The sequence below is a fragment of the Micromonospora sp. NPDC047740 genome (genome assembly GCF_043204735.1).
Taxonomy (GTDB): domain Bacteria; phylum Actinomycetota; class Actinomycetes; order Mycobacteriales; family Micromonosporaceae; genus Micromonospora.
Map to the genome: position 1 here is coordinate 137,447 of NZ_JBIDCT010000009.1, position 24,332 is coordinate 161,778.

The 24,332-nt window shown below is 73.6% G+C and carries 27 protein-coding genes and 1 tRNA gene; 13 read left to right on the forward strand and 15 right to left on the reverse strand.

The genetic code is table 11. The features are described 5' to 3' along the window. The first annotated feature begins 48 nt into the window (after nt 1–48). Nucleotides 49–2,139 (forward strand): S9 family peptidase, encoded by a 2,091-nt coding sequence (locus tag ACGF4F_RS18365; protein WP_393078629.1) that lies wholly within the window; start codon nt 49–51, stop codon nt 2,137–2,139. A 99-nt stretch (nt 2,140–2,238) separates the two neighbouring features. Here ACGF4F_RS18365 and ACGF4F_RS18370 read toward each other — a convergent pair whose 3' ends face one another. Then, nucleotides 2,239–3,192 carry a threonine/serine dehydratase gene (locus tag ACGF4F_RS18370; RefSeq protein ID WP_393078632.1) on the reverse strand — a complete coding sequence of 318 codons (954 nt, stop codon included), beginning with the start codon at nt 3,190–3,192 and terminating at the stop codon, nt 2,239–2,241. A gap of 52 nt (nt 3,193–3,244) precedes the next feature. Here ACGF4F_RS18370 and ACGF4F_RS18375 point away from each other — a divergent pair, with 52 nt between their 5' ends. After that, on the forward strand, nt 3,245–3,418 hold the full coding sequence (locus ACGF4F_RS18375) for a hypothetical protein (protein WP_393078635.1): 174 nt from the start codon (nt 3,245–3,247) through the stop codon (nt 3,416–3,418). Nucleotides 3,419–3,472: 54 nt separating this feature from the next. Here the strand turns inward: ACGF4F_RS18375 and ACGF4F_RS18380 are convergent, their stop codons facing one another. The 6 genes from ACGF4F_RS18380 to ACGF4F_RS18405 all read right to left on the reverse strand — a co-directional run bounded on the left by ACGF4F_RS18380 (nt 3,473) and on the right by ACGF4F_RS18405 (nt 9,548). Further along, entirely contained in the window at nt 3,473–5,590 is a 2,118-nt protein-coding gene (locus ACGF4F_RS18380; RefSeq protein WP_393078638.1) for a bifunctional polysaccharide deacetylase/glycosyltransferase family 2 protein, read from the reverse strand. Nucleotides 5,591–5,592: 2 nt separating this feature from the next. After that, nucleotides 5,593–6,075 carry a hypothetical protein gene (locus ACGF4F_RS18385; protein WP_393078641.1) on the reverse strand — a complete coding sequence of 161 codons (483 nt, stop codon included), beginning with the start codon at nt 6,073–6,075 and terminating at the stop codon, nt 5,593–5,595. Nucleotides 6,076–6,124: 49 nt separating this feature from the next. Next, nucleotides 6,125–7,675 carry an FtsX-like permease family protein gene (locus ACGF4F_RS18390; RefSeq protein WP_393078644.1) on the reverse strand — a complete coding sequence of 517 codons (1,551 nt, stop codon included), beginning with the start codon at nt 7,673–7,675 and terminating at the stop codon, nt 6,125–6,127. Continuing rightward, nucleotides 7,672–8,373, reverse strand: a complete 702-nt coding sequence (locus ACGF4F_RS18395; RefSeq protein WP_393078647.1) for an ABC transporter ATP-binding protein — start codon at nt 8,371–8,373, stop codon at nt 7,672–7,674. The genes ACGF4F_RS18390 and ACGF4F_RS18395 overlap by 4 nt, the downstream gene beginning before the upstream one ends. Beyond that, nucleotides 8,370–8,906, reverse strand: a complete 537-nt coding sequence (locus ACGF4F_RS18400) for a PadR family transcriptional regulator (protein WP_393078650.1) — start codon at nt 8,904–8,906, stop codon at nt 8,370–8,372. The genes ACGF4F_RS18395 and ACGF4F_RS18400 overlap by 4 nt, the downstream gene beginning before the upstream one ends. Nucleotides 8,907–8,981: 75 nt before the next feature. Beyond that, nucleotides 8,982–9,548, reverse strand: coding sequence for a TIGR03086 family metal-binding protein (locus tag ACGF4F_RS18405; RefSeq protein ID WP_393078653.1), 567 nt, complete (start codon nt 9,546–9,548; stop codon nt 8,982–8,984). Between the two features lie 31 nt (nt 9,549–9,579). Here ACGF4F_RS18405 and ACGF4F_RS18410 point away from each other — a divergent pair, with 31 nt between their 5' ends. Then, nucleotides 9,580–10,389 carry a DUF6597 domain-containing transcriptional factor gene (locus ACGF4F_RS18410; protein WP_393078656.1) on the forward strand — a complete coding sequence of 270 codons (810 nt, stop codon included), beginning with the start codon at nt 9,580–9,582 and terminating at the stop codon, nt 10,387–10,389. 25 nt (nt 10,390–10,414) lie between these two features. Here ACGF4F_RS18410 and ACGF4F_RS18415 read toward each other — a convergent pair whose 3' ends face one another. Further along, nucleotides 10,415–11,593: a PP2C family protein-serine/threonine phosphatase gene (locus ACGF4F_RS18415; RefSeq protein ID WP_393078941.1), complete on the reverse strand. Its 1,179-nt coding sequence runs from the start codon at nt 11,591–11,593 to the stop codon at nt 10,415–10,417. Nucleotides 11,594–11,812: 219 nt separating this feature from the next. On the opposite strand from ACGF4F_RS18415, the gene ACGF4F_RS18420 reads away from it, so the two are divergent. Beyond that, complete coding sequence (locus ACGF4F_RS18420; RefSeq protein ID WP_073834183.1) at nt 11,813–12,169, forward strand: STAS domain-containing protein; 357 nt, start codon at nt 11,813–11,815, stop codon at nt 12,167–12,169. Nucleotides 12,170–12,179: 10 nt separating this feature from the next. Here the strand turns inward: ACGF4F_RS18420 and ACGF4F_RS18425 are convergent, their stop codons facing one another. Next, the gene (locus ACGF4F_RS18425; RefSeq protein ID WP_393078659.1) at nt 12,180–13,487 is read right to left on the reverse strand and encodes an MFS transporter; all 1,308 of its coding nucleotides are present in this window, start codon (nt 13,485–13,487) and stop codon (nt 12,180–12,182) included. 49 nt (nt 13,488–13,536) lie between these two features. On the opposite strand from ACGF4F_RS18425, the gene ACGF4F_RS18430 reads away from it, so the two are divergent. From ACGF4F_RS18430 to ACGF4F_RS18445, 4 genes are all read left to right on the forward strand, one after another. Continuing rightward, nucleotides 13,537–14,220, forward strand: a complete 684-nt coding sequence (locus tag ACGF4F_RS18430; protein ID WP_357434654.1) for a FadR/GntR family transcriptional regulator — start codon at nt 13,537–13,539, stop codon at nt 14,218–14,220. A gap of 41 nt (nt 14,221–14,261) precedes the next feature. Beyond that, complete coding sequence (gene mscL / locus ACGF4F_RS18435) at nt 14,262–14,732, forward strand: large conductance mechanosensitive channel protein MscL (RefSeq protein WP_357434653.1); 471 nt, start codon at nt 14,262–14,264, stop codon at nt 14,730–14,732. 80 nt (nt 14,733–14,812) lie between these two features. Continuing rightward, complete coding sequence (locus ACGF4F_RS18440) at nt 14,813–15,061, forward strand: hypothetical protein (RefSeq protein ID WP_073834232.1); 249 nt, start codon at nt 14,813–14,815, stop codon at nt 15,059–15,061. 30 nt (nt 15,062–15,091) lie between these two features. After that, nucleotides 15,092–15,451, forward strand: a complete 360-nt coding sequence (locus ACGF4F_RS18445) for a hypothetical protein (protein WP_387271439.1) — start codon at nt 15,092–15,094, stop codon at nt 15,449–15,451. 60 nt (nt 15,452–15,511) lie between these two features. Here the strand turns inward: ACGF4F_RS18445 and ACGF4F_RS18450 are convergent, their stop codons facing one another. The 3 genes from ACGF4F_RS18450 to ACGF4F_RS18460 all read right to left on the reverse strand — a co-directional run bounded on the left by ACGF4F_RS18450 (nt 15,512) and on the right by ACGF4F_RS18460 (nt 18,445). Beyond that, nucleotides 15,512–16,729 carry an RNA-guided endonuclease InsQ/TnpB family protein gene (locus ACGF4F_RS18450; RefSeq protein WP_393078664.1) on the reverse strand — a complete coding sequence of 406 codons (1,218 nt, stop codon included), beginning with the start codon at nt 16,727–16,729 and terminating at the stop codon, nt 15,512–15,514. Continuing rightward, a complete protein-coding gene (tnpA, locus tag ACGF4F_RS18455) occupies nt 16,730–17,128 on the reverse strand; it encodes an IS200/IS605 family transposase (RefSeq protein ID WP_393078667.1) in 399 nt (132 codons plus the stop codon). 96 nt (nt 17,129–17,224) lie between these two features. Further along, a complete protein-coding gene (locus ACGF4F_RS18460; protein ID WP_393078670.1) occupies nt 17,225–18,445 on the reverse strand; it encodes a benzoate/H(+) symporter BenE family transporter in 1,221 nt (406 codons plus the stop codon). A gap of 70 nt (nt 18,446–18,515) precedes the next feature. Between ACGF4F_RS18460 and ACGF4F_RS18465 the strand changes: the two genes are divergently transcribed. The 4 genes from ACGF4F_RS18465 (at nt 18,516) to ACGF4F_RS18480 (ending at nt 21,924) form a co-directional block, all read left to right on the forward strand. Then, the gene (locus tag ACGF4F_RS18465) at nt 18,516–19,064 is read left to right on the forward strand and encodes an XRE family transcriptional regulator (protein WP_357434648.1); all 549 of its coding nucleotides are present in this window, start codon (nt 18,516–18,518) and stop codon (nt 19,062–19,064) included. Nucleotides 19,065–19,167: 103 nt separating this feature from the next. Further along, nucleotides 19,168–19,887, forward strand: a complete 720-nt coding sequence (locus ACGF4F_RS18470; RefSeq protein ID WP_393078673.1) for a PP2C family protein-serine/threonine phosphatase — start codon at nt 19,168–19,170, stop codon at nt 19,885–19,887. A 49-nt stretch (nt 19,888–19,936) separates the two neighbouring features. Continuing rightward, on the forward strand, nt 19,937–21,136 hold the full coding sequence (gene eis / locus ACGF4F_RS18475; protein WP_393078676.1) for an enhanced intracellular survival protein Eis: 1,200 nt from the start codon (nt 19,937–19,939) through the stop codon (nt 21,134–21,136). A 38-nt stretch (nt 21,137–21,174) separates the two neighbouring features. Next, complete coding sequence (locus ACGF4F_RS18480; RefSeq protein WP_357434645.1) at nt 21,175–21,924, forward strand: ZIP family metal transporter; 750 nt, start codon at nt 21,175–21,177, stop codon at nt 21,922–21,924. 128 nt (nt 21,925–22,052) lie between these two features. Here the strand turns inward: ACGF4F_RS18480 and ACGF4F_RS18485 are convergent, their stop codons facing one another. The 3 genes from ACGF4F_RS18485 to ACGF4F_RS18495 form a co-directional block, all read right to left on the reverse strand. Continuing rightward, nucleotides 22,053–23,135 (reverse strand): NAD-dependent epimerase/dehydratase family protein, encoded by a 1,083-nt coding sequence (locus ACGF4F_RS18485; RefSeq protein ID WP_357434644.1) that lies wholly within the window; start codon nt 23,133–23,135, stop codon nt 22,053–22,055. Between the two features lie 44 nt (nt 23,136–23,179). Beyond that, a complete protein-coding gene (locus tag ACGF4F_RS18490; protein ID WP_357434643.1) occupies nt 23,180–23,479 on the reverse strand; it encodes a hypothetical protein in 300 nt (99 codons plus the stop codon). Between the two features lie 122 nt (nt 23,480–23,601). After that, nucleotides 23,602–24,075: an anthrone oxygenase family protein gene (locus tag ACGF4F_RS18495; protein ID WP_357434642.1), complete on the reverse strand. Its 474-nt coding sequence runs from the start codon at nt 24,073–24,075 to the stop codon at nt 23,602–23,604. A gap of 129 nt (nt 24,076–24,204) precedes the next feature. On the opposite strand from ACGF4F_RS18495, the gene ACGF4F_RS18500 reads away from it, so the two are divergent. Further along, nucleotides 24,205–24,276 (forward strand) — tRNA-Lys (locus tag ACGF4F_RS18500). Nucleotides 24,277–24,332: the final 56 nt, after the last annotated feature.

Sequence of the window (24,332 nt, forward strand, 5' to 3'; positions counted from 1 at the left end):
GGCAGAGCGCAGGCCCGGAGCCGGGCGGCCGGCCGGTAACGTGACGCCGTGACCACCGAGACTCCCGTCGCCAAGCGCGTGCCGAGCGAGCGCACCCACCACGGCGACACCGTCGTCGACGAGTACGCCTGGCTGGCGGCCAAGGACGACCCGGCGACGATCGCCTACCTGACCGCGGAGAACGCGTACACCGAGGACCGCACCACGCACCTGGCGGAGCTGCGGTCCCAACTGTTCGAGGAGACCCGCCGGCGCACCCAGGAGACCGACCTGTCGGTGCCCACCCGCAAGGACGGGTACTGGTACTACACCCGCACGGTCGAGGGCCAGCAGTACGGCGTGCACTGCCGCCGGGGCGTCCGGGACGGCGAGACCGCGCCCCCGATCAGCGCCGACGGCGCCCCGCTGGACGGCGAGGAGGTGCTGCTCGACGAGAACCTGCTCGCCGAGGGGCACGACTTCTTCGCCCTCGGCGCGTTCGACGTCAGCCCGGACGGGCGCTGGCTCGCATACTCGACGGACCTCGCCGGCGACGAGCGGTTCACCCTGCGGATCAAGGACCTGAGCACCGGCGAGGTGCTGCCCGACCAGATCCCGGACACCTTCTACGGCACCGCCTGGTCGAGCGACGCCTCGACGCTCTTCTACGTCACGGTGGACGACGCCTGGCGGCCGAACCGGGTCTGGCGGCACGCCGTCGGCACCCCGTCGAGCGAGGACGTGGTGGTCCACCAGGAGGACGACGAGCGGTTCTGGGTGGGCGTCGAGCTGACCCGCTCCGAGCGGTTCGTGCTGATCGACATCCACAGCAAGATCACCAGCGAGGTACGGGTCGTCCCGGCGGCCAACCCGACCGGCGAGCCCGCCGTCATCGCCCCGCGCCGGCAGGGCGTCGAATACTCGGTGGAGCACCACGGGCACCGGTTCCTGATCCTGCACAACGACGGCGCGGAGGATTTCGCCCTCGCGTTCACCTCGGCGGACACGCCCGGCGACTGGACCCCGTTGATCGAACACTCGCCTGGCACCCGGCTGGAGTCCGTCGACGCGTTCGAGAACCACCTGGTCGTCTCGCTGCGCAGCAACGGGCTGACCGGGCTGCGGGTGCTGCCGGTCGGCGGCGGCGACCCGTACGACATCGACTTCCCGGAGCCGATCTACAGCGTCGGGCTGGACGCCAACCCGGAATACCGCACCCGCGAGCTGCGGCTCCGCTACACCTCGCTGGTCACCCCGGACTCGGTCTACGACTACGACCTGGTCACCCGGCAGATGGTGCTGCGCAAGCAGAAGCCGGTCCGCCCCGGGCCGGACGGGCGGGCGTACGACCCGGCCGACTACGAGCAGCACCGGGACTGGGCGCTGGCCGACGACGGCACCCGGGTGCCGATCTCGCTGGTCTGCCGGAAGGACACCCCGCGTGACGGCTCCGCCCCCTGCCTCATCTACGGCTACGGCTCGTACGAGGCGAGCATGGACCCGTGGTTCTCCATCGCCCGGCTCAGCCTGCTCGACCGGGGCGTCATCTTCGCCGTGGCGCACATCCGCGGCGGCGGCGAACTCGGCCGGCGCTGGTACGACGAGGGCAAGCTGCTCGCCAAGAAGAACACCTTCACCGACTTCGTGGCCTGCGCCCGGCACCTGGTCAAGGCCGGCTGGACGGCCACCGACCGCCTGGTGGCCCGGGGCGCGTCGGCCGGCGGCCTGCTGATGGGCGCGGTGGCCAACCTCGCGCCGGACGCGTTCACCGGGATCGTCGCGCAGGTGCCCTTCGTGGACGCGCTCACCTCGATCCTCGACCCGTCGCTGCCGCTCACCGTCACCGAATGGGAGGAGTGGGGCAACCCGCTCAACGACCCCGAGGTGTACGCGTACATGAAGTCGTACACCCCGTACGAGAACGTGGCCCCGGTCGCCTACCCGGCCATCCTCGCGGTGACCAGCCTGAACGACACCCGGGTGCTCTACCACGAGCCGGCCAAGTGGATCGCCCGGCTGCGGGCGGTCGCCCCGGAGGGCAACTACCTGCTCAAGACCGAGATGGGCGCCGGCCACGGCGGCCCGAGCGGTCGCTACGACGCCTGGCGCGAGGAGGCGTTCATCAACGCCTGGATCCTCGACCGGCTGGGCCGAGCCTGATCCCGCCGCTGACGCGCCGCGCCCTTGGCCCCGCTTTCCCGGAAGGAGTGCCTATTTCGACTCCGATAGCCACTCTTCCCGGGCAAGTGCGCGAGGGCCTCAGGGGGCGGGAGCGGTGAGCACCGACGCCAGGACCGCCGGGTCGACGTTGCCGCCGGTGAGCACGGCGGCGGTCCGGCCGGACGGCAGCGCGTCGGCGTGGAAGAGGCGGGCGGCGACCGCCACGGCTCCGCTCGGCTCCACCACCAGCCGGGCCTCCCGGGCCAGCCGGCCCATCGTCGCGGCGATCTCCTCCTCGGTCACCGTGATAATGCCGTCGAGGCGTTCCCGCAGGTGGGCGAGGGTCAACTCGGAGAGGTTGGTACGCAGCCCGTCCGCGCTGGTCCGGTAGGTCCGCTCGACGTCCCAGACCACCAGCTCACCGGCGGCGAGCGACTCCTGGGCGTCCGCGGCGAGCAGCGGTTCCACCCCGACGACGGTGGCCGACGGACGCAGCGCCTTCACCGCGGTGGCGACTCCCGAGGAGAGCCCGCCGCCGCCGACCGGCATCAGCACCACGTCGACGTCGGGCAGGTCCGCCACGATCTCCAGCCCGATGGTGCCCTGCCCGGCGATGATCCGCCGGTCGTCGAAGGGCGGCACCAGCGTGGCCCCGGTGTCGGCGGCGATCCGCTCCGCCTCCGGCAGCCGGCGGGCCCGCGGGACGAACCGCACTTCGGCGCCGAGCGCCCGGATCCGGTCCACCTTGACCTGCGGCGCTCCCTCGGGGACGACCACCGAGCACCGGACCCCGAACGCCCGCGCCGCGTACGCGAGGGCCTGCCCGTGGTTGCCGGACGAGTGGGTCACCACGCCCCGGGACTGGGCGGCCGGGTCGAGCCGGGCCACCGCGTGGGTCGCGCCGCGCAGCTTGAACGACCCCACCGGTTGCAGGCTCTCCGGCTTGAGCCAGAGTTCGTCGTCCCACGGTGCCGGCAGCAGTGGGGTACGCACGACCGTTCCGGCGATGTCGTCGGCAGCAGCCTGGACGTCCTCGATCGAGATCAGCTCCATCGGCCCATCCTGCCCCGCCGCCGCGAACCTTCGCCGCCCCTAGACTGCCAGGATGACCGCCGAGGAGGAGCCGGCCGGGGCGGAGGCACCCCCGACGGGGGCGGCCCGGCGCGGGCCGACCTGGGTGATCCTCGCGGTGGTGGCCGCCGCCCTGCTGGTCTGCTGCTGCTCGGCGGTGATCGGCCTGGTCGTCGCCTGGTCCGCCGGCCTCCTCACCACCCGCTGACGCCCGCCACGTTCGCCGCGTCGCAGGGGCGTCACCGGGTCACCCAGCAACCGCTCAACGGACCGGGGCCGGCGGGGCCAGGGCGGCCGCCTCCCCGGTACGCGCCATCCGCTGCCAGCGCAGCCGGTTGCCGATCACCGCGGTCACCACCGACTGCACCACCACCAGGTACATCACCTGCCGGTAAACGAGTTGCTGGAACGGCAGCGCCCACAGGGGCCCGAACCGCTCCCGGTCCAGGCGCAGCGCGTACGCGGCGGTGAAGCCCTGGAGCAGGAGCAGCCCGACCCAGGCCAGCACGAGCTTCGACCAGGGCAGGAAGAGCAGTCCGTACAGGGCGAAGACATCGACCGCCGGAGCGGCCAACGGCAGCACGACCTGAAACACGGTCAGGTACGGCAGACCCCGTCGGCCCAGTTTCCCGCCCGCCCCCGGCTCGTACAGCGCGTGCCGATGCTTCCACATCGCCTGCAGGGTGCCGTAGCACCAGCGGTACCGCTGCCGCCAGAGCTGGCGCAGCGACGACGGCGCCTCGGTCCAGGCGATCGCGCGCTCCTCGTACACCACCCGCCAGCCGGCCCGGAGCACCTTCATGGTCAGGTCGGTGTCCTCGGCAAGGGTGTCGGCGGGGACGCCGCCGACGGCGAGCAGCACCTCGCGGCGGAACGCCCCGATCGCGCCGGGGATGGTCGGCATGCACTCGAGCACGTCGTACATCCGGCGGTCCAGGTTGAACCCGATCACGTACTCCAGGTGCTGCCAGCGGCCGAGCAGCCGGCGCCGGTTGGCCACCTTGGTATTGCCGCTGATCGCGCCGACGCGAGGGTCCGCGAAGCCTTGGACCAGCCGGTGGAGGGTGTCCGGCTGGAAGACGGTGTCCCCGTCGACCAGCACCAGCAGGTCGGCGCGCGCGGCCCGGATGCCGGTGTTCAGCGCGGCCGGCTTGCCGGCGTTCGCCTGCCGGATGACGCGTACCCCCCGTAGCCGCATCCGCTCGACGATCTCGGCGGTACCGTCGCTGGAGCCGTCGTCCACCACGATCACCTCCAGCGTCGGGTATGCGCTGGCCACCAGCGACCGCACGGTGGCGGCGATGTTCGCGGCCTCGTTGTACGCCGGCACGATCACCGAGACCGGCGCGCCCACCACGGGCCGGCGACGTCGGGGCCGGCGGACCCGGCGTACGTGCAGTTGGGCGCAGGCCACCTGCACGCCGAGCCGAGCCACCCCGAGCAGCAGCGCCACGCCGAGCAGCAGATTCATGGCCGAGGCCAGCCAGCCGGCCCCGGTCTGCGCCCAGCGAACCGCGATCCCGCTCAGCCGGGTGCCGACGCCGGCCGGGAGCATCGACGCGGGAGCCCCGACCCCCTCCGACACGGTGGTGAACCGGTATCCCGCCTGGCCCAGGCCGGGCAGCAACTGATCGAGGGCGGCCACGGTCTGGCTGCGGTCGCCACCGCCGTCGTGCATGAGCACCGCCGCCCCGGCACCGCCCTGCGGCGTGGCCGCCCGGACGATGGCCGGGACACCGGGGCGCTCCCAGTCCCTGGTGTCCCGGTCGGCGAGCACCGCGACGTGCCCGCTGCCGGCGGCGTCGCGCAGCGCGTCGTAGAGCGGCCGGGTCAGCGCCGCCGGGGTCGACGAGAAGGGCGGCCGGAACAGGGTCACCTCGCGGCCGGTGGCGCCGGCGATCGCGTTCCGCGTCCAGGCGAGTTCGGCCCTGGCCCGCCAGCCGGGCACGTTGCCCACGTCCGCGTGGGTGAAGGTGTGCGAGCCGATCTCATGCCCCTCGGCCAGGATCCGCCGGACCAGGTCGGGGTGCTCGTTCACCCGGGCACCGACCACGAAGAAGGTGGCGCGGGCGTGGTGCCGGCGCAGCACGTCCAGCACCTGCGGCGTCCACCGCGGGTCCGGTCCGTCGTCGAAGGTCAGCGCCAGGGTGCGCGGCGCGAGCCGCCGAGTGACCGGCGCGGGGCCGTCCAGCCGCAGCACGGGTCCCGCGGCGCTGACCTGTTTCGGTGCCGGTGCGGTGGGCGTCTGGGCGGGGCCCGAGCCGCCGCGGACGTTGGTGACCAGGCCGTTGAAGCTGAGCGCCGCAAGCAGGGCGACCAGCCCCAGCAGGAGCAGCAACCAGTGTGCCCGAGGGTCGCGGCGGGCCACGTGTCGTGCCATGGTCAGGGCTTGCCCGGGCTCTTGCTCGGCTTGGCGCTGTTGCGCCGCTCGTCACCCTGACCCGGCACACTGCCGGAGCGGCGGGGGGCCGGAGTTGCGGCCCGGACGGCGCCGGTCGGCTGGATGGTGGTGGGCGAGGGCACGGGCGGGGTGATGCTGGTCACCGGCTCGGGACGAGGGCGCGGCCTGGTCTGCCCGGCCGGGGGCGAGACCTCCACCCCGACCTCGAGCGGCGGCCCGACCTTCGTCTCCGACCACCCGGGCAGTGGCACGGAGGAGTCGAAGAAGAGGCCGGCGAAGATCAGACCGAGGCTGGTGAGCAGGCCGAGGCCCATCGCTGTGCCCGCGACCATGGTCAGCCGGCGGCGGCGGCCGGTCCGGTCGACGAACACCGGTGCCGGTCTGCCGGGCTGGTTGTGCATGCTGGTGGTCTCCCGCTGTCGCGCTCTCCGCTGGCCGCTGCGGCCCGGCTCCGGGAAGGCCATCGACAGGCCTCCCGGTGCGAACAGCGTTCGCGCTGGTCACCGCGTCACATCAGGTGGTCCGCAGCTCCGTCGTCTCCGTGCTCGGACGCAGGAAGAGCACGCCGACGCCGACGGTCACCAGCACCGCGGCCAGGGCACCCGCGCCGTAGAGGGCGAGCAGCTCGACGGGTACGTGCACGACCCGTTCGACCGCCGGGACGACAATCTCGCGGGTGTGCTCAGCCGCTGTCACCGGGTTGTCGCAGACCTCAGGGCCGCCCTCGCACGAGCCGTACGTCGATCCCCCGTCCCGCACCGTGCGGCCGAAGACGCCGAAGACCAGCAGCGTGCCCACGGCCAATGCGATCAGGATCGCCGGCACCGCCGGCACCAGGGCCTGCCAGGCGATGGACCGCCCGATCACGCTGCGCGGCACCCCGGTCGCCACCAGCGCGGCGTACGCACGGCGACGACTGACCACGCTTTCGCTGATCGCGACGAGCAGCCCGAGGGCCGCGATCACCAGGGCGACCACCACCGAGGTGTGCACGAGGTCCATGGTCCGCAGGTAGAAGTCCTCCTGCTCGCCGGAGGGCACACCCGGCTGCCCGACCAACTCGTCGAAGCGGCGCTGGCCTGCTGCGTACGCGGCCTGCCGCGCCTCGAACCAGGCGCTCATGACGGCGGCGCCGGCCCCGAAGATGAGCGCGGCGAGCAGGGCGGCGAACGTCCGGCTGCCCATCCACGGGTCGGCCATCAGCCGACGGGCGGCCAACAGCACGGCGGGGCGCCGGGCGTACCGGTGCAGCAGCCGGCCGGTGGTGTGGGAGATCCAACCGGTGCCGGTGACCACGCCGATCATGGCGACCAGGCCCCCGCCGACCAGCAGCGTCGGCAGCAGCCACGGCGGCGGTGCGGCATGCCGCCGGTCGTACCAGAGGATGACCGGCCGGAATGCCGCGAAGGCCGCCAACCCCACGATGATCAACAGCCCCGGCCAGGGCCAGGGCGCTCGTGTCCGCACTCTGCGCACCACGCCGAACGGGGTGGTGGTCACCCTGCGGAGCATCAGCGCGGTGGCCACCGCGGCGATCACCGGCAGCCCCAGCACCACCGCCAGCGTCCCGACCGCGGCCGGATACACGTCGGTGGGCAGCGGAAGCTGCCCTTGCGCGTCGGGTCGGTGCAGCAGCCGGTGGCCGACGAGATAGAGAGCCAGGCCGACGAGCGTGCCGAGCAGGCTCGCCAGCCCGGTCTCCGCCATCGCGACGCGGGTGACCTGGCCGGGCGTGGCCCCGGCCAGCCGGAGCGCGGCAAGCCGGCGGTCCCGGGCCGGGGCGCCGAGTCGGGCGCACTGCCCGGCCAGCGCCAGCACCGGGAGGGTGAGCAGCAGCAATGCGAACGCGGTGCCGCCGCGCAGCCCCGGCTCCCGCAGCAGGGCGTTGCTGTACTGCTCCGACTGGGTCCACGCGTCACCGGGCGGCTTGCGGATGGCCAGCACGGTCAGCGCGGCCAGGCCGGCGAGGGTGGCCAGCGCGGCGCTCAGCGCGGTCAGCGCGACCCGGGCCAGGTCGGTCCGGGTGCCGGCCAGGGCGAGCCGGAACAGGGTGTGGGGCTTCACCGGTGGCCGCCCGGTACTGGCGCGTCGAGTCCCAGGCCCGACTGGTCGACCAGCCCGTCGCGCAGCATCACCTCGCGGTCGGCGTACGCGGCGATCCGCGGCTCATGGGTGACCAGCACGACGGTGGTGTGCTGCTCGCGGGCGAGCCGGACCAGCTGGGTGAGCACCTGCTCGCCGGTGAGCGTGTCCAGGGCGCCGGTCGGCTCGTCGGCGAATAGCACCCGAGGCTCGGTGACCAGGGCCCGGGCGGTGGCGCAGCGCTGCTGCTGCCCGCCGGACATCTCGCCCGGCCGGACGTCGGCCACCTCGGCCACGCAGAGCCGATCCAGCCAGGTCAACGCCGCCGTCCGCGCCTCTCGCCGCCCCGTGCCGGCGAGAAGCAGCGGAAGGGCGACGTTCTCCGCCGCGGTCAGCTCGGCGACGAGCTGACCGAACTGGAAGAGCACCCCGAACTCGGTGCGGCGCAGCCGGGACCGGACCGCCTCCGACCACAGGTCGATCCGTTCCCCCCGCCAGGTGACCTGCCCGGCATCGGGGCGCAGGATGCCGGCGAGGCAGTGCAGCAACGTCGACTTGCCGCAGCCGCTCGGCCCGGTGACCGCAAGGATCTCCCCCTCCGCCACGTCGAACGTCGCGCCGCGCAGGGCGGGTGTCCTGCCGTACGCCTTCACCAGCCCGCGGGCCTCCAGATATGTCACGAGTGCACCTCCCGGTGCCAGTCGGCGACGCGTTCCAGGGTGGTGTGCAGCCACCGCAGGTCGGCGTCGAGATGGGCGATGGCGAAGTCGGCCGCGATCACCTCGTCGAGGCTGGCCGAGGGGGCGGTCTTCACCGCGGTCAGCTCGCGGAGCCGCTCGGTGTGCGCCCGGCGCTGGGCGATCAGGTAGGACCGGGCCCGGTCGGCGTCGTCGACCAGCAGGGCGACCATCACCTTGGCGAAGAGGGTGCTGGCCACGTACGGCATCGGCGGCTCGACGGTGGCGAGCCACCGGTCGAGCGCGGCCCGGCCCTCCGGGGTGAGCGCGTACGAGGTGCGGTCGGGGCCGCCGTCGCGCTGCTGGCCGGCGGGGACCACCAGGCCGTCCCGCTGCAGCCGGGCGAGGGTGGCGTAGACCTGCCCGAAGGCGAGCGGCCGGGCCCGGGGCAGCCGCTCGTCGTGCGCGCGCTTCAGCTCGTACCCGTGCCGGGCGCCCCCGGCGAGCAGCCCGAGCAGAACGTGCGGGGTGGACACCTGGTTAACTATTCACTCAGCGAATAGCAGTGTCAAGGACGGCCCGCGCGGCGCGGTGCCGGGCGGGCCGTGGCGTCAGGGCGTCCAGGCGGGATTCCGGCCGGTCCGGCCGAGCAACTGGTCCAGCGCGGTGGCCTCCGAGGTGGCGGGCACCGGCTCACCGAAGGCGCCCATCCGCTGGCCGGTCTCACCCATCCGGTCCATGAAGCCGTGCCCCGCGGCCAGCACCGCCGGCTCGATCTCGAGCCGCTGACCGGTCGCCCGGGCCAGGTCCCAGCCGTGCACCGCGAGGTCGATCAGGGCCATGTCGCCGACCGTCTCCTGCGGCAACCCCATCCCCGGCGAGACGCCCTCCAGCGCCGCCGGATCCGACCACGCCTCGATCAGCCGCCCGGTCTCCACCGCGAACCGGTCCCGCCACCCCTCGGTCAGGTGGTCCTCCTTCGCCGACCAGTCCACCTCCTGCCGCCGGGCCAGCGCCTGGAAGTTGACCACCACGTCGTACAGGTGGTTGATCAGGTCGCGCACGGCGTAGTCGGGGCACGGGGTGGGCAGGTCGAGCTGGTCGTCGGAGATGCCCTGGACCACCGCCACCGTCCGGGGCGCGGCGGCGGCCAGCAGCTCACTAGTCTTCGTGCTCATAGGGCCAGCGTATGGGGGTGGTCTTGAAAAAATGCGACACGAACCGCGACAGGACAGCCGGGGCATCCTCGACCCCGGCCGGCTGCTGCGGACGGTCCGCTTCCGGCGCCGGCTGGCCGCCCCCGCGCTGCGCCCGTACGTCGAGCACTACTGGCTGGTCGACTGGGCGCTGACCGAGCCGCACCGGCAGCGGGTGGTGCCGCACCCGGCGGTCAACGTGGTGTTCCAGGCCCAGGCCGGCGGCCCGGAGACCGGCGAGGTCGCCGGGGTCGGCCTCGAACTGTTCACCGTCACGCTGCACGGCACCGGCCGGGTCAGCGGGATCCAGTTCCGCCCGGGCGGCTTCCGGCCCTTCTGGCGGCGGCCGGTCCGTGAGCTGACCGGACGGCGCCGGCCGCTCACCCAGGTCGGGCTGCCGGTCGAGGGCGAACACTGCGCCGGCCCGGACGACGAGCGGTGCCGCCGGCTGGACGCGCTGCTCACCGCCTGGGCGCCCGCGCCGGACCCGCTCGCCGCCGAGGCCACCGCGCTGGTCGAGGAGATCCGCGCCGACCGGCGGATCCTGCGGGTGGACGACTTCGCCCGGCGGCACGGCGTCTCGACCCGGCGGCTGCAACGGCTCTTCCTCGACCACGTCGGCGTCGGCCCGAAGTGGGTGATCCGGCGGTACCGGCTCCAGGAGGCGATCGAACAGGCCGCCGCCGGGCCGCTGGACTGGGCGCGGGTCGCCGCCGACCTCGGGTACGCCGACCAGGCCCATCTGGTCCGCGAGTTCAGCGCGGTCACCGGTGTCTCCCCCGCCGCGTACGCCCGCTCGCTGGCCGCGTCACGCGGTGGGTGACGGTGTGCCGCGGACGGACCGGCACTCAGCGGCGGCGGACCGCGACCACCGCGACGTCGTCGTGGATCTCCGGCGGCGCCAGCTCGACCAGCAGCCGCTGGCAGAACTGGTCGAGGTCGTCGTCCACCCGGGTGGCGACGGCGGCCAGCGCCGCCATCCCCTCGTCGATGGTGGTGTCCCGGCGCTCGATCAGGCCATCGGTGTAGAGGACCAGCGTCGCGCCGGCCGGCAGCACGAACTCCAGGTCCGGCGGGCGGGGCGCGCGAACCCCGAGCAGCGGGGCGGACTGCTGCACGAACTCCACCCGGCCGCCGGTGCTGATCAGGGCCGGCAGGTGCCCCGCGCTGGCCAGCCGGACCAGCCCGCTGCCCGGGTCCAGCAGCAGCAGGCAGAGCGTGGCCAGCTCGTTCGGCAGCAGGATGCGCATCAGCTCGTTGACCCGGTCCAGGATCACCCCCGGCGGGTGCCCCTCGACCGCGTACGCCCGCACCGCGTGCCGCAGCTCGGCCATCACGGTCGCGGCGTGCAGCGAGTGCCCGGCCACGTCGCCGATCGCCATCAGCAGGTGGCCGTCGAGCATCACCAGCTCGTAGAAGTCGCCGCCCACCTCGGTGTGGGCGCTCGCCGGCTCGTACCGGACGGCCAGGTCCAGGCCGGCGATCTCGGGCAGCCGGCGGGGCAGCAGGCTGCGCTGGAGGGTCACCGCGATCCGGTGCTCCTGGTCGAAGGAGCGCTGGGCTTCCACCGCCGAGGCGACGGCTTGGGCGAGCTGCACCAGCACCGGCGTACGGACGGTCTGCGTGGCGGTCGGCACCACCACGTAGAGCGGAGCCCGGTCCTCGCGTAGCCGGGCGGCGGCGACCGTGACGGTGTCGCCGGTCGGCCAGCCCACCAACCCCCAGTTGCCCGGCTCGTCGATCCGGACGGTGGTGCCGATCGGCACCCCGGCGCTGTCGATGGTCCACGGGACGAGGACCCCGGCGGCGGCCGGCGCGGCGGCCACCGCGGCCAGGCCGTCGCCGTCGAAGGCCTCGGCAATCACCGCCGCCGGACTCTTGAAGATCCGTGCCGCACCGGCCGCGGCCGCCGCCAGCAGCCGGCCGAAGTTCGGCGCGGCATGCATCTGCACAGTCGTGTCGGCCAGCGCGACCAGCCGCTCGGCAAGCAACTCGGCCCGCTGCCGGGCCTCGTGGTAGCGGACCATGGCCGCGCCGCCGTCCACCGTCACGCTCCGGCCGAAGGGAGGATGATCGCGCTCAACGCCACGACGACCTCCTGATTCTGGACGGGCGGACTCTATCACCGGAATCTGCGCGCTACTTGTCACGCAGCAAAGGAATGATCGACAGCACGATGCCGGCTCCCGTTCTGCGTATCCCCCTTCTCGTGGGATACCGTTCCACCGAACACAGGAGGTCTGCGTATGTCCCTGACGGTGCACACGGAACAGCGCGGCGACGTGGTCGTCGTGTCGGTCGCGGGCGAGCTGGACATGGCGACGGCACCGCAGCTGCAGGACCAGATCACGGACCTGCTGGACAAGGGGCGCAACCGGCTCGTCTTCGACCTGGCTGAGCTGTCGTTCTGCGACTCGACCGGGCTGTCCGTGTTCGTACGGGCGAAGAACAGCTGCGACGAGGCCGGCGGCGTGGTCCGGCTGGCCGCCCCGCAACGCGGGGTGCTCCGCATCCTCGAGGTCAGCGGCCTGGTCGAGGTGCTGCACACCTACCCGACGGTGGAGCAGGCGGTCGCGGGCGACCCGACGCCGGCCTCCTCCTGACCGTCCCGCCTCAGCGCTCGTCCTCGATGTAGCGGGGGCGGGCGATCACCAGGCCCGCCGCGGTCTGCACCGCGAGCGCGACCAGCAGGAAACCGATCGGCGCGGTCCAGCCTCCGGTCGCCTCGTAGAGGATGCCGACCAGCAGCGGACCCAGCGCGGCGATGACGTATCCGGTGCTCTGCGCGAAGGCGGACAGCGCCACCGTGCCCTCGGCGGTCCGGGCACGCAGCCCGATGGTGGTCAGGATCAGCGGGAACGCGCCCTGGCCGAGGGCGAGCAGCAGCACCCAGAGCGGCGCGAGGCCATGCGGGGCGACGGCCAGACCGAGGTAGGAGGCCGCCGAGAAGACGGTCAGCCCGAGCACCAGGGGCCGCAGCGTCCGCAGCCGGCCGGCGAGGGTCGGCATCGCCAGCGCCACCGGCACGCCGAGCGCGGTCACCCCGGCGAGCAGCAGGCCGGCCGTGCCCGGTGCGTAGCCGGCGTCCCGGAAGAGCTGGGCCAGCCAGCCCATGATCGCGTACCCGCTGAGCGACTGCGCCCCGAAGTAGACCGCCATGGCCCAGCCGAGCCGGGTCCGCGCCGGTCGTACCCCGGCCGAGGTCGCGACGGCCGCGTCCCGGGTCGCCGTCCGCCGCGCGGCGCGGGCGCGCCGTGCCAGCGGCACCCACGGGAGAACGGCCACCGCGGCCAGCCCGGCCCAGACGCCGAGCCCGGCCCGCCACGACCCGAAGGCGTGCGCCACCGGCACCGCCGAGGCGGCGGCCACCGTCGTGCCCGTGGTCAGGGCCATCGTGTACGCCCCGGTGACCAGCCCGGTGCGGTGCGCGAAGTGCTGCTTGACCAGCATCGGCAGCAGGATGTTCGCCACCGCGATGCCGGCCAGGGCGAGCGCGCTGGTGAGCACGAAGACCGCCGCCGAGTCGGTGACCACCCGGAGCACCTGCCCGACGGTGAGCGCGAGCATCGCCACCACCAGCACCCGGGCGGCCGGCCAGCGGCGGACCAGCCACGGGGTGAGCGCGCCGAGCCCGGCGAACGCGATGGTGGGCAGGGTGGTGACGAAGCCGGCCATCGTGCCGGAGAGGCCGAGGCCGCCGCGCACCTCGTCCAGCAGGGCGCCCAGGCTGGTCACCGCGGCGCGCAGGTTGAGCGCGACCAGCAGCATGCCGACCAGCACCAGGGCGCCGCCGCCGGCCGCCCGCCGGGCCGCCGGCGGGGCCACTGCGGGCGGGGCCGCCGCCGGCGCCGGACCGGGCGTCACGTCGGCGGTGATCTGGTCGGCGGCCGGTGCCTCGGTGCAGGTGGGTGGCGGCGTCATGACCTCCAACCTACAATCATGGGATGAATTTCGGCAGGAGTTGTTACCGGTGACACCCCCCGTCGACGCCGTCGCCGTGCCCCCACGCGGCCACCGGGTCCGCCAGACCATCGAGCAGCTCCGGGCCCGCATCCTCGGCGGCGAGTGGCCGGTGGGCGGCCGGATCCCGACCGAGCCGCAGCTCGTGGCCGCGCTGGGCGTGGGGCGGAACACCGTCCGCGAGGCGGTCCGGGCGCTGGTGCACGCCGGGGTGCTGGAGTGCCGCCAGGGCTCCGGCACGTACGTGGTGTCGACCGACGAGCTGGCCCCGGTGGTGGCCCGCCGGCTCACCGACGACCGGATGACCGAGGTGATCGAGGTCCGCCGCGCCTTCGAGGTGGAGGCCGCCCGGCTCGCCGCGCTGCGGCGTACCCCCGAGGACCTGGCGGCGCTCGACGGCGCGCTCGCCACCCGGGAGGCCGCGTGGCGCTCCGGCCGGGTGGACGAGTTCGTCGAGGCGGACGCCGCACTGCACACCGCGGTGGTGGCCGCCGCGCACAACGCCATGCTGGCCGAGTTGTACGCCTCGGTCGGCGCCGCGCTGCGCAGCACGGTCGCCCAGGCGATGGGCGACGCACTGGAGCCCGAGCGGTACGTCGACCACGGTCGCCTGGTCGACGCGATCCGGGACGGCGACCCGACCCGGGCCGCACTCGAGGCCGGTGCTTTTCTGGAGGCACAGCCCAGGGCATAGGTTGTCCCGGACCCCCGATACCGGACAGCACTGGAGTGCGGATGCTCAAGGGCTTCAAAGACTTCATCATGCGCGGCAACGTCGTCGACCTGGCGGTCGGTGTCGTCATCGGCGCCGCGTTCACCGGCGTGGTCACCCAGCTGACCAAGTCGTTCCTCGACCCGCTGATCCGGGTCTTCGTGCTGCTGATCACCGGCAGCGACAAGGGACTGGCCGGCACCGCTCCCGAGTTCCGGGGCATCGCGTTCGACTGGATCGCCTTCGTGAACGCGGTGATCACCTTCCTGCTCACCGCGGCGGCGCTCTACTTCCTCGTGGTCTTCCCGATGAACAAGCTCGCCGAGCGGCGGCGGCGTGGCGAGGAGCCGCCGCCGAAGGCGCCGAGCGAGGAAATCAAGCTGCTCACCGAGATCCGGGACGCGCTGCTCGCCGGCAACCACGCCACGCCGGGCCAGCGGGGCGCGCTGGACGACGTGCTGGGCCGCCGGCAGGAGCCGCCCACCGCGCGCTGACCCACCCGAGCACACCGGCCCTCGTGGGAATCCCACGGGGGCCGACGTGTGTCGAACACATGTTCGATAGAGTCCGCGTCATGGAGCAGCGCAGGCACTGGTGGAACGGGAAATGGGGGCGGCTGGCCCGGCGGGACGTCTTCCTCCGGGTCGACGGCGACCGCTGGCACGTCGAGCAGCGCGCCGGCGGCGCCGAGGGGGTCTCCCAGTTCTACGAGTACGGCAGCGTGGAGGAGGCGGAGGAGACGGTCCGGGCGCTGCTGGAGGGGACGGACACCTGGCGCGAGTTGTCGCCCCGCCCGCCGAGCGGCTGGGCCCCGCCCGTTTAGCGCCGGGCCGGCCCGGGAACCGCTGACGACATGAGTCAGCAGGTCATTTCCCGGGTCACCACCGGCATGCGGGTAGTCGACTCGACCGGCGCCGAGGTCGGCACCGTGGATCTCGTCCAGCGCGGCGACCCGAACGCGGTGACGGTGCAGGCGCCCGCCGGGGTCGACCCGGGCGGCAGCCTGGACGAGCTGATCGAGTCGGCGGCGGTCGAGGAGCCGGACGTCCCCGCCGACCTGGCCGCCCGACTGCTACGTACCGGATATCTCAAGGTCTCCACCGAACGGGCCCGGACCGGCGCGGTCTACGTGCTGGCCGACCGGATCACGGCCGTCACCGACGACGGCGTACGCCTCGACGTCCCGGCCACCGAGTTGCCCGAGGAGGAGTGACGCCCTGTTGACTTCCTCCCCACGCCTGAAGGCGGGGGGATTCCCGTGGCTGAGGCGCGTTCACGCCGCGAGCCGTTCGGGTGGTTGGCGTTTCACGGACCGCCCTGCGGCGAGGTCTCCGCGCCCTGTTACCGCCAGCCCGGCGGCGAGGATGTTCTTGGCCGCGTTCACGTCGGCGTGGTCCTGATGCCCGCAGGCGACGCACCGGAAGACCGCTTGGCTCTCGCGGGACTCCGGGGCGACATGCTTGCAGGCATTGCAGGTTTGCGACGTGTACGCGGGGTTGACCTTCTCGATGTGTGCTCCGTGGTAGCGGGCAGCGTGTTCCAGTTTCAGCAGGAATCCGCCCCAGCCTTTTGACAGGATGGCCCGATTCAGGCCAGCCTTGGCCTTCACATTCCGGCCGGGCTGGTCAACGGTGCCCTTCGCGCTCGCGGTCATGTTCTTGATCCGCAGGCCCTCGACAGCGACCATGCCGTGCTCGCGGACCAGCCGCACGGCGGTCTGCGCAGCAAAGTCCGCCCTGCGGGCCCGGATACGGGCATTCAGCCGGCCGAGTTGCGCGCGGATAGCATCCCGACGTTTCGACCCGCGGTTGCGGCCATGGACCCGCAGCGACCGCGACAGGCGCTGCTGCAACCGCTTGAGCCGGACCGCCTCGCCGGGAGTGACGAACTCCCGATCGTCCAGACCCCCGTCAGAGGTAGCCACCGCCACGGCCACACCCCGATCCACACCGACCGGCGGCTTACCGTTCGGCGCCGCCTCGGCAACGCCGTCCTCGACGCAGAACGAGATGTACCAGCGTCCGCCGTCGCGGGAGACGGTGACGTTGCGGATAGTGCCGCCGAGCGGGCGGGTACACCGGAACTTGACCGGCCCGAACTTCGGCAGCCGTACCTCACCCCACCTGCGGTTCAACCGCCGCACCGCGATGTGCTTGGGGTCGGGGAACCGGAACGACGGGGCCGTGCGGGCCTTGGACCGCCAGCGCACCTTCCACGTGCCATGCGTCTTGCACGCCTGGTCCAGGTCCCGCAGGGTTTGCTGCAATGTGTGCGACGGCGCGTCAGCCAGCCACCCGCAAGCCGGGTCCCTCTTCGCCTCGGCCACCTGCCGGGCCTGCTCGTTATAAGTGATCCACGCGCCGCGTCGGCGGTACTCACGCCGCTGCTCCAACCCGGTGTTCCACACCGCCCGACACACCGCACCCACCTGCTCGGCGTAGGCAGCCTGCTCGTCGGAGAACGCGAGCAGATAGCGGCGGCCGGTCAGCATTCAACGGCCCTTCTGCTGCTCAACGTACCGCTCCACCGCTGCCACCGGATCGCCGCCGGTGGTCGCCACGAAGTACGAGTTCGTCCACAAGGTAGGCAGCCGGGAACGCAGCGACGGAAACTCCTCCCGCAACACCCGCGACGTCCGTGCCTTGATCGCCTTGACGAGCTTGTGGACACCGAACTGCGGGTCCACCTCGACCAGCAGGTGAACGTGGTCGGGCATGACTTCCAACGCCACCAGCCACGCCCCTTTCTCCTCCACCACCTCCCGGATGAGCTGCGTCAACCGCTCCTCGATCCGGCCGCCGAGCACCCTACGTCGGTACTTCGGGCACCACACCACATGGAAAGCGCACTGGAAGACGACGTCACTGTTCGACCGCAGGGCAACGGACACCCGTGCAATATGCAGCATCTTGCTATCTACTGTCCGTCCCAAATTGACGCGCTATCCCCACGGCTAAAGCCGGGGGACTGCGCGCTACGCATTCGATCAGCCGACCCGCGCCGGGGTGGCCGGCTCCGCCGCGGACGCGTCCGTCGGGGGTGGTGCCGGACGCTCGGCGCCCCGGCGGCGGCGGAAGAGCAGCAGCATCAGCCAGCCGGCGACCAGGCCCCAGAACGCGCCGCCCACACCGAGCAGGCTCACCCCGGAGGCGGTGACCACGAAGGTGACCACCGCCGCCTCGCGGGCGTCCGGCTCGGCGACGGCCGCCGAGACCGCGCCGGCCAGCGCGCCGAGCAGCGCGAGCCCGGCCACCGCCTCGACCAGGATCGGCGGGGAGAGCAGCACCAGGGCGGTCGCCATCCCGGCACCGAGGCCGAGCAGCGCCATGCCGATCCCGGCGGTGACCGAGGCGATCCAGCGCCGCTCCGGGTCGGGATGGGCGTCGGGGCCGGCGGCCAGGGCGGCGGTGATCGCCGCCAGGTTCACCGCGTGCCCGCCGGCCGGCGCGCCGAGCGCGGTGGCGAGCCCGGTCACCCGGAGCGCGGAGCCCAGCGGGGCGCGGTAGCCGTAGCCGGCGAGGACGGCCGTCCCGGGCACGTTCTGCGCGGCCATGGTGACCAGGAACAGCGGCAGGGCGAGGCCGACCACGGCGGGCACGGTCCAGGCCGGCCCGGTCAGCGCGACGGCCGGGGCGAGGTGCGGTCGGGCCGGCCCGGACGCGGTCAGCGCGATCGCCACGGCCGCCACGGCCAGCGCGCCCGGCACCGCCCAGCGGCGGGCGAAGCGGTGCAGCACCAGCCAGGTGAGCACCACCGGCCCGGCCAGCTCGGGCACCTCGACCAGGGCCCGGACGGGCGCGGTGCAGAGCGGCAGGAGCACCCCGGCGAGCATGGCGCTGGCGACCGGGGCGGGGATCGCGGCGACCGCCCGGCCGAGTGCCGGGACCAGTCCGGCGGCGGTGATCAGCAGGCCGGTGAGCAGGAACGCGCCGACTGCGGCCGGCCACCCGCCGGGCACCGGACCGGTGGCCACCAGGAGCGCCGCGCCCGGGGTGGACCAGGCGATCGCCAGAGGCAGCCGGTGCCGCAGGCCGAGCCAGACCGCGCAGGCGCCGGTGGCGAGGCAGAGCGCGAGCAGGCCGGAGGCGGCCTGCGCCTGGTCCGCGCCGACCGCCCGCAGCCCGGCCAGCACGACCGTGAAGGAGCTGGCGAACCCGACCAGCGCGGTCACCAGACCGGCCAGCACCGGTTGGAGTCGACCGGCCACGTCATCCTCCCGACCGTCGGACTGTCCACCGTTCCGTTTACGGAACGCCTCGGTGTAGCACCATAGCCGCATGGCAGCAGCCCCACCAGCCCGGGACCGGGCGCCCGAGACGGTCGGCCGCCGGGTCCGTGCCCTGCGCGAGGAGCGGGGCATGTCCCTCTCCACGCTGGCCCGGCTGGCCGGCGTCGGGAAGGCCACCCTCTCCGGCCTGGAGAACGGCACCCGCAACCCGACCCTGGAGACCCTGTACGCGATCACCGCGCAACTCGGCGTACCGCTCACCGCCGTCCTCTCCGAGCCCGCGGCGGCCCCCACCGTCACCGGTGCGGCGGTCACCGCCACCCTGCTGGAGGTGTTCACCGACACCGACGCGACCTACGAGCTCTACCGGATGCGGGTCGCCCCCGGCCCGGGCCAGCTCTCCCCCGCGCACCAGCCCGGGGTGACCGAACACATCACCGTCTTCGCCGGCGTGCTGCGGGCCGGGCCGCTGGACGCCCCGCTGACCGCCGCGACCGGCGAACACCTGCGCTGGACCTCCGACGTCCCGCACAGCTACGCCGCAGTCGGCGACGAGGAGGTACGGGCGAGCCTGCTGCTGCGCTACCCTCGCCGGTGACCACTGTGGACGATGCTGCCGACCGGTCACCGGGAATCTTTCTCCGGCATACCCACCGGTAGCGTAGAGACGCCGGTGGGGTCTTCTTGGCAAGCTTGACCCCATGACGCTCATCCTCCGCTCGGCCATCCTCAACGACGTCGGCCTCGTCCGGACCAACAACGAGGACTCCGCTCTCGCCGGTGACCGCCTGTTGGCGGTCGCGGACGGCATGGGCGGACTGCCCGCCGGCGAGGTGGCCAGCGAGATCGTCATCCGGATCCTGGACGAGCTGACCCCGCCGACCGTCCCCGACGAGGCCGCCGACGCGTTGCGCGCCGTGGTCAGCACCGCCAACCAGCGCATCCGGGCCGCCATCACGGTGGACCCGGCCCGCGACGGCATGGGTACGACGCTGACCGCCGGCCTGCTCGCGGGCGACACCCTGGTCCTCGCCCAGGTCGGCGACTCCCGCTGCTATCTGCTGCGGGACAATGCGCTGGCCCAGCTCACCCGGGACGACACCTTCGTCCAGGCGCTGGTCGACCAGGGTGCGCTCTCCCCCGACCAGGCCCGGCACCACCCGCAGCGCTCCCTGGTCACCCGCGCCGTGCAGGGCTCGGACGCGCCGCCCGCCATCGGCATGCTCACCGTCGCACCCGGCGACCGGCTGCTGCTCTGCAGCGACGGCCTCTCCGACTACGTGGAGGACGCCGCGATCGCCTCGGCGCTGGCCACGTACGGCGACCGGCAGCAGTGCGGCGAGCAGTTGGTGAAGCTCGCCCACCAGGCCGGCGCGCCGGACAACGTCACCGTCATCGTCTCCGACGTCACCGCGGTCTGACCCCGGCAATCGGGTTGCGCCGACCGCCGGGCCGGGTTGGGATGGACGAATGATCATCCGCCGGTTGACCGCCGAGGAACGCCTCACCCACAGCTTCCCGCTCCAGGCGTACGCGTTCGAGGCGTCGCCGATGGGGCCGGGCCGGGTCGAGCAGTTCCGGGAGTACCTGCCGTACAACGCGGGCAACCGGACGCTGGTCGTCGAGGAGGACGGCGGCACCACGGCCGCCGTCTCGGCGGTGCCGATGCGGCAGAACCTGCGCGGACGCGTCCTGCCGATGGCCGGGGTGGCCGGGGTGGCGACCCACCCGCTGGCCCGCCGGCGCGGCCACGTCCGGGCGCTGCTGCACCAGCTCCTCGACGAGATGCGCGCCGAGGAGCACTCGCTGACCGCGCTCTACCCGTTCCGTGCCTCGTTCTACGAGCGCTTCGGATACGTCGGGCTGCCCGCCCGGCGTACCGCGGTCTTCTCCCCGGCCGACCTGGCCCCGCTGCTCCGGGCCGAGCTGCCCGGCGAGGTGGTCTGGGAGCGGATCGGCGCCGGCTACCCGGCGTGGCGCGCGTTCACCGAACGGTGCCTGCAGGAGCGGCACGGGTTCGCCGTCTTCCCCGACTTCCGCGCGGTCGGGCTACGCGACCGGGACGACCGCTGGCTGCTCACCGTCGTCCGCGACGGCGAGACGGTCGGCGCGGTCACCTACCGCATCGACGACCACGGCGGCGAGCTGATCGCCGACGACCTGCTCGCCGGCGACCCGTACGCCCGGGCGTCGCTGCTGCAGTTCTTCGCCCGCCACGTCGATCAGGTGGACCGGGTCCGCGTCCAGCTGCCCGCCGACGAGCTGCCCGAACTGTGGCTCACCGACCTGGCGGTACACGTCGAGGCGCGGGTGTCCCGGCCGGGGTCGCCGGCCCCGATGGCCCGGCTGCTGAGCCTGGACGCGCTCGCCGGCCTGCCGGCCGGGACCGGCCGGGTCACCGTGGAGCTGGTCGGCGACCGCTGGCTGGCCGGCACCCACCTGCTCGACGGCGCCACCGGGCGGCTGGAGGTGCTGCCCGGGGGCGCCGCCGCCGTCGGCACCGTCCCCACCGCGACGCTCACCGCCGCCGGGCTCAGCGCCCTGGCGTACGGCGTGCTCGACCCGGCCGAGGTCGCCATCCGGGGGCTCGGCGTGGTGCCGGTGGACGCGGCCACCGAGCTCCGCCGCATCTTCCCGCGCCAACTGCCGTACCTCTTCGCCGACTTCTGAGCTGGTTCTCGTCCCCGCTCGGGCGTAGGGTGCTGCCCGTGCCGCAGTGGCTGGAAGCGGGTTTCTGGGGCCTGCTGGCCGGGTCCGCCCTCCTGATCGGGGCGGTCGCCGGATACTTCGCGCGGGTGCCCCGCCGGGTCATCGCCTCCGTCATGGCGTTCGGTGCGGGTGTGCTGCTCTCCGCCGTCTCGTTCGAGCTGATCGCCGACGCGCACGAGCGGGGCGGCCTGACCCCGACCGTGATCGGGGCGGTGGGCGGGGCGCTCGCGTACACCGGGGCGAACGTGCTGCTGGCCCGGCGCGGGGCCCAGCACCGCAAGCGCTCCGGCGAGGAGCAGCCCTCCGAGCAGGAGCAGCCCGGCTCCGGTACGGCGATCGCGGTCGGCGCGCTGCTGGACGGCGTACCGGAGTCGGTGGTGATCGGCGCCAGCCTGCTCGCCGGCGGCCCGGTCAGCCTGGTCACGGTGATCGCGGTCTTCCTGAGCAACGTGCCTGAGGGCCTGTCCAGCGCCGCCGGCATGCGCCGGGCCGGCCGCACCCGGCGCTATGTCTTCCTGCTCTGGACAGCGATCGCCCTGGTCAGCGGCGTGGCGGCGCTGGCCGGGTACGCGTTGCTCGGCGGTGCGCCGCCCGAGGTGCTGGCCGCCATCACGGCGCTGGCGGCGGGCGCCATCCTCGCGATGATCACCGACACCATGGTCCCCGAGGCGTTCGAGGACGCCCACCTGCTGGTCGGCCTGATCACCGTCCTCGGCTTCCTGGTCGCCTTCGCCCTCTCCCACACCTGACCCGCCCCCGCACACCGCCCCCTCCGGCTCGAACTCGGTGATCAAGAGGTTTGCGTCGCCTGGAAGATCCGCTCCGACGCGAACTCCTTGATCAACCCGGCGGGGTTGGGGGGTGGGCGGGTGGGTGGTTAGTAGGGGTTGGGGTGGCCGGGGAGGCGGGAGTGGAGCAGGGCGGCGGGGCGGCCGGGGAGGGTGGGGGTGGTCGACAGGGGCGGCGAGTGGGTGCCGGCGCGGTCTGCCATGCCGGTGAAGAGTTCCCGGAGGGCGGTGACCGAGTCGATCTGCGGGGTCCAGCCCAGCTCGGTCTCGGCGCGCTCGCTGGACATCAGCGGCACGTTCAACGCCAGGTCCACCCAGCCGGCGTCGACCGGCTGCAGCCGCGCCTGCCAGGTCAGCGCCGCCGCCGCCCGCAGCACCGGCGCGGCCACCGGCAGCGTCCAGCCGTGGAAGTGCCGGGCCACCAGTTCCGGGGTCAGCACCGGGTCCGCGGCCACGTTGAAGGCACCGCGCGCGTCACCCAGAACCGCCTTCGCGTACGCGTCGGCCACGTCGTCGGCGTGCACCGCCTGGATCCGGAGGCGGCGGTTCGTGGGTACGAGCGGGATGCGGCCGTACCGCAGCAGCCGCACCGGGGCCAGCGGGCCGAGAAAGTAGCGGCTGATCTCGGTGGCGGCGTCCCGCTGGAAGGTCAGCCCCGGCCGCAGCCGGACCACCCGCAGTTCCGGGTGCTCCCGCTCGACCGCATCGAGGAGCGCCTCCACCTCGGCCTTGTCCCGGCTGTACGACGACTCGGGCACCCCGGTCGCCGGCCAGCGCTCGCTGACCGGGTGGTCCTTCGGGCCGGCCGCGTACGTGCCGACGGACGAGGCGTACACCAGGGCGGGGACGTCGGCGCGGACGGCCGCGTCGATCACCGCCCGGCTGCCGTCGACGTTGGTCCGGTACAGGGTGCGTCGGTCGTGGCTGGGCTGGATCTGCCAGGCCAGGTGCACCACCGCCCGCGCCCCGGCGAAGATCGCGGCCAGCCGCTCGACCGCCCCCGGGTCGCCGATGTCGCAGGAGTGCCACGCCACCCGGTCGTACGGCTCCCCCGGGTCCAGCCCCGGCAGCCGGCGCGCCACGCCGACCAGTTCCGTCCCGGGCTCCCGCCGCAACCGGCGCAGCAGCGCCGTCCCCACGTTGCCGGTGGCCCCCACGATCACGATGCGCATGTCGCCTGCCGTACCCGCTGCGGCGGGTCCCAACCGCGGACCGGTCAGGGCCGTGGCGCGTGCCGTACCCAGCTCCGCTCCTGCCGCCGGCGGCCCTGGGTGGCGGCCAGGCAGCGCGGGCAGACGTACCCCTCCGGGTCGGCATCGGTGAGCACGTCGGTGGACGAGTAGTCGAACGGCACGTGCGGGAAGCGACGCAGCCGGGTACGGCTCAGCGGCAGCCCGCAGACCGTCTGGTTCTGCCCGGGCAGCCAGGCGTGCACCTCACCACCGGGCCGGCGTACCCCGTCGGCCCCCGCCACCTCGCTCGACGCGGCCACCGCGGGCCGGCTGCTCAACCTCATGCCCCACCCGGTTCCCCACCGGGCCGGTGCCATGCCCGGCAAGACTGGTGCGACGCCGGGTCGGCGATCTGGCGGTGACCCACTGGCAGGACACCACCACGTCGCCGATCCGCCGCCGTGCGTCAGTCGCTGCCCACCAGGGCCCCGATCAGGCAGCCGAACGCCGCGACCGAGGTGATCGTCCGCGCCAGGTTCCACCGCACCCACGGTGCCTCGAAGCGCCTGCGGACCTCCGCCGGGTCGTCGGCCGGGCCGGCCCGGTCGAGCTGGTCGTTCAGCGGCACGTTCCACCGCATGGTGATCACCAGCGTGGCGCCGTAGAGGACCAGGGCCGCGCCCGTCCAGGCCAGCACCGGCCCGTTCCTGAAGTGCAGCGCGACCGCCGCCACGAGCAGCACCATCGACCCGAGGAAGGCGGTGAGGAACCACCCGTTCAGGATCCGCCGGTTGATCCACCGCATGGTCTGCCCGAAGCTCCGGTCGTCCGTCGCGGCCAGCCCCGGCATCACCGAGCACGAGTACGCGAAGAACAACCCCGCCATCAGCCCGGTCAGCAGGGTCGCCGCGACCAGCACCCCCGTACGTACGATCATCATGCCGGTAAGCCAAGCGGAGAACCGCGCCGCCGGCCACCCCTGATCGGCTGGGCGTCGGGTGCCGGACATCGATGGACGGTGGGGAAGCCGGAATCCCGGCGCGGGCGGGTTCCGGTAGCCTGGGCGGGCGGGCCGCTAGCTCAATGGCAGAGCTGTGGACTTTTAATCCATAGGTTCAGGGTTCGAGTCCCTGGCGGCCCACTCTTCCGCAGCTCAGCGGCCCCGACCGGGGCCGCTGCTGCCGCGATCGGGGCCGG

Bases quoted from the DNA above. Each gene is read 5' to 3' on its own strand.
- ACGF4F_RS18470 (WP_393078673.1), top strand. From the start codon at position 19,168: ATGACGCTCATCCTCCGCTCGGCCATCCTCAACGACGTCGGCCTCGTC.
- ACGF4F_RS18490 (WP_357434643.1), bottom strand. From the start codon at position 23,479: ATGAGGTTGAGCAGCCGGCCCGCGGTGGCCGCGTCGAGCGAGGTGGCG.
- ACGF4F_RS18380 (WP_393078638.1), bottom strand. From the start codon at position 5,590: ATGGCACGACACGTGGCCCGCCGCGACCCTCGGGCACACTGGTTGCTG.
- ACGF4F_RS18410 (WP_393078656.1), top strand. From the start codon at position 9,580: ATGCGACACGAACCGCGACAGGACAGCCGGGGCATCCTCGACCCCGGC.
- eis (WP_393078676.1), top strand. From the start codon at position 19,937: ATGATCATCCGCCGGTTGACCGCCGAGGAACGCCTCACCCACAGCTTC.
- ACGF4F_RS18450 (WP_393078664.1), bottom strand. From the start codon at position 16,729: ATGCTGACCGGCCGCCGCTATCTGCTCGCGTTCTCCGACGAGCAGGCT.
- ACGF4F_RS18495 (WP_357434642.1), bottom strand. From the start codon at position 24,075: ATGATGATCGTACGTACGGGGGTGCTGGTCGCGGCGACCCTGCTGACC.
- ACGF4F_RS18405 (WP_393078653.1), bottom strand. From the start codon at position 9,548: ATGAGCACGAAGACTAGTGAGCTGCTGGCCGCCGCCGCGCCCCGGACG.
- ACGF4F_RS18420 (WP_073834183.1), top strand. From the start codon at position 11,813: ATGTCCCTGACGGTGCACACGGAACAGCGCGGCGACGTGGTCGTCGTG.
- ACGF4F_RS18485 (WP_357434644.1), bottom strand. From the start codon at position 23,135: ATGCGCATCGTGATCGTGGGGGCCACCGGCAACGTGGGGACGGCGCTG.
- ACGF4F_RS18415 (WP_393078941.1), bottom strand. From the start codon at position 11,593: ATGGTCCGCTACCACGAGGCCCGGCAGCGGGCCGAGTTGCTTGCCGAG.
- ACGF4F_RS18465 (WP_357434648.1), top strand. From the start codon at position 18,516: ATGGCAGCAGCCCCACCAGCCCGGGACCGGGCGCCCGAGACGGTCGGC.
- ACGF4F_RS18385 (WP_393078641.1), bottom strand. From the start codon at position 6,075: ATGGCCTTCCCGGAGCCGGGCCGCAGCGGCCAGCGGAGAGCGCGACAG.
- ACGF4F_RS18445 (WP_387271439.1), top strand. From the start codon at position 15,092: ATGAGTCAGCAGGTCATTTCCCGGGTCACCACCGGCATGCGGGTAGTC.
- ACGF4F_RS18370 (WP_393078632.1), bottom strand. From the start codon at position 3,192: ATGGAGCTGATCTCGATCGAGGACGTCCAGGCTGCTGCCGACGACATC.
- ACGF4F_RS18440 (WP_073834232.1), top strand. From the start codon at position 14,813: ATGGAGCAGCGCAGGCACTGGTGGAACGGGAAATGGGGGCGGCTGGCC.
- ACGF4F_RS18375 (WP_393078635.1), top strand. From the start codon at position 3,245: ATGACCGCCGAGGAGGAGCCGGCCGGGGCGGAGGCACCCCCGACGGGG.
- mscL (WP_357434653.1), top strand. From the start codon at position 14,262: ATGCTCAAGGGCTTCAAAGACTTCATCATGCGCGGCAACGTCGTCGAC.
- ACGF4F_RS18425 (WP_393078659.1), bottom strand. From the start codon at position 13,487: ATGACGCCGCCACCCACCTGCACCGAGGCACCGGCCGCCGACCAGATC.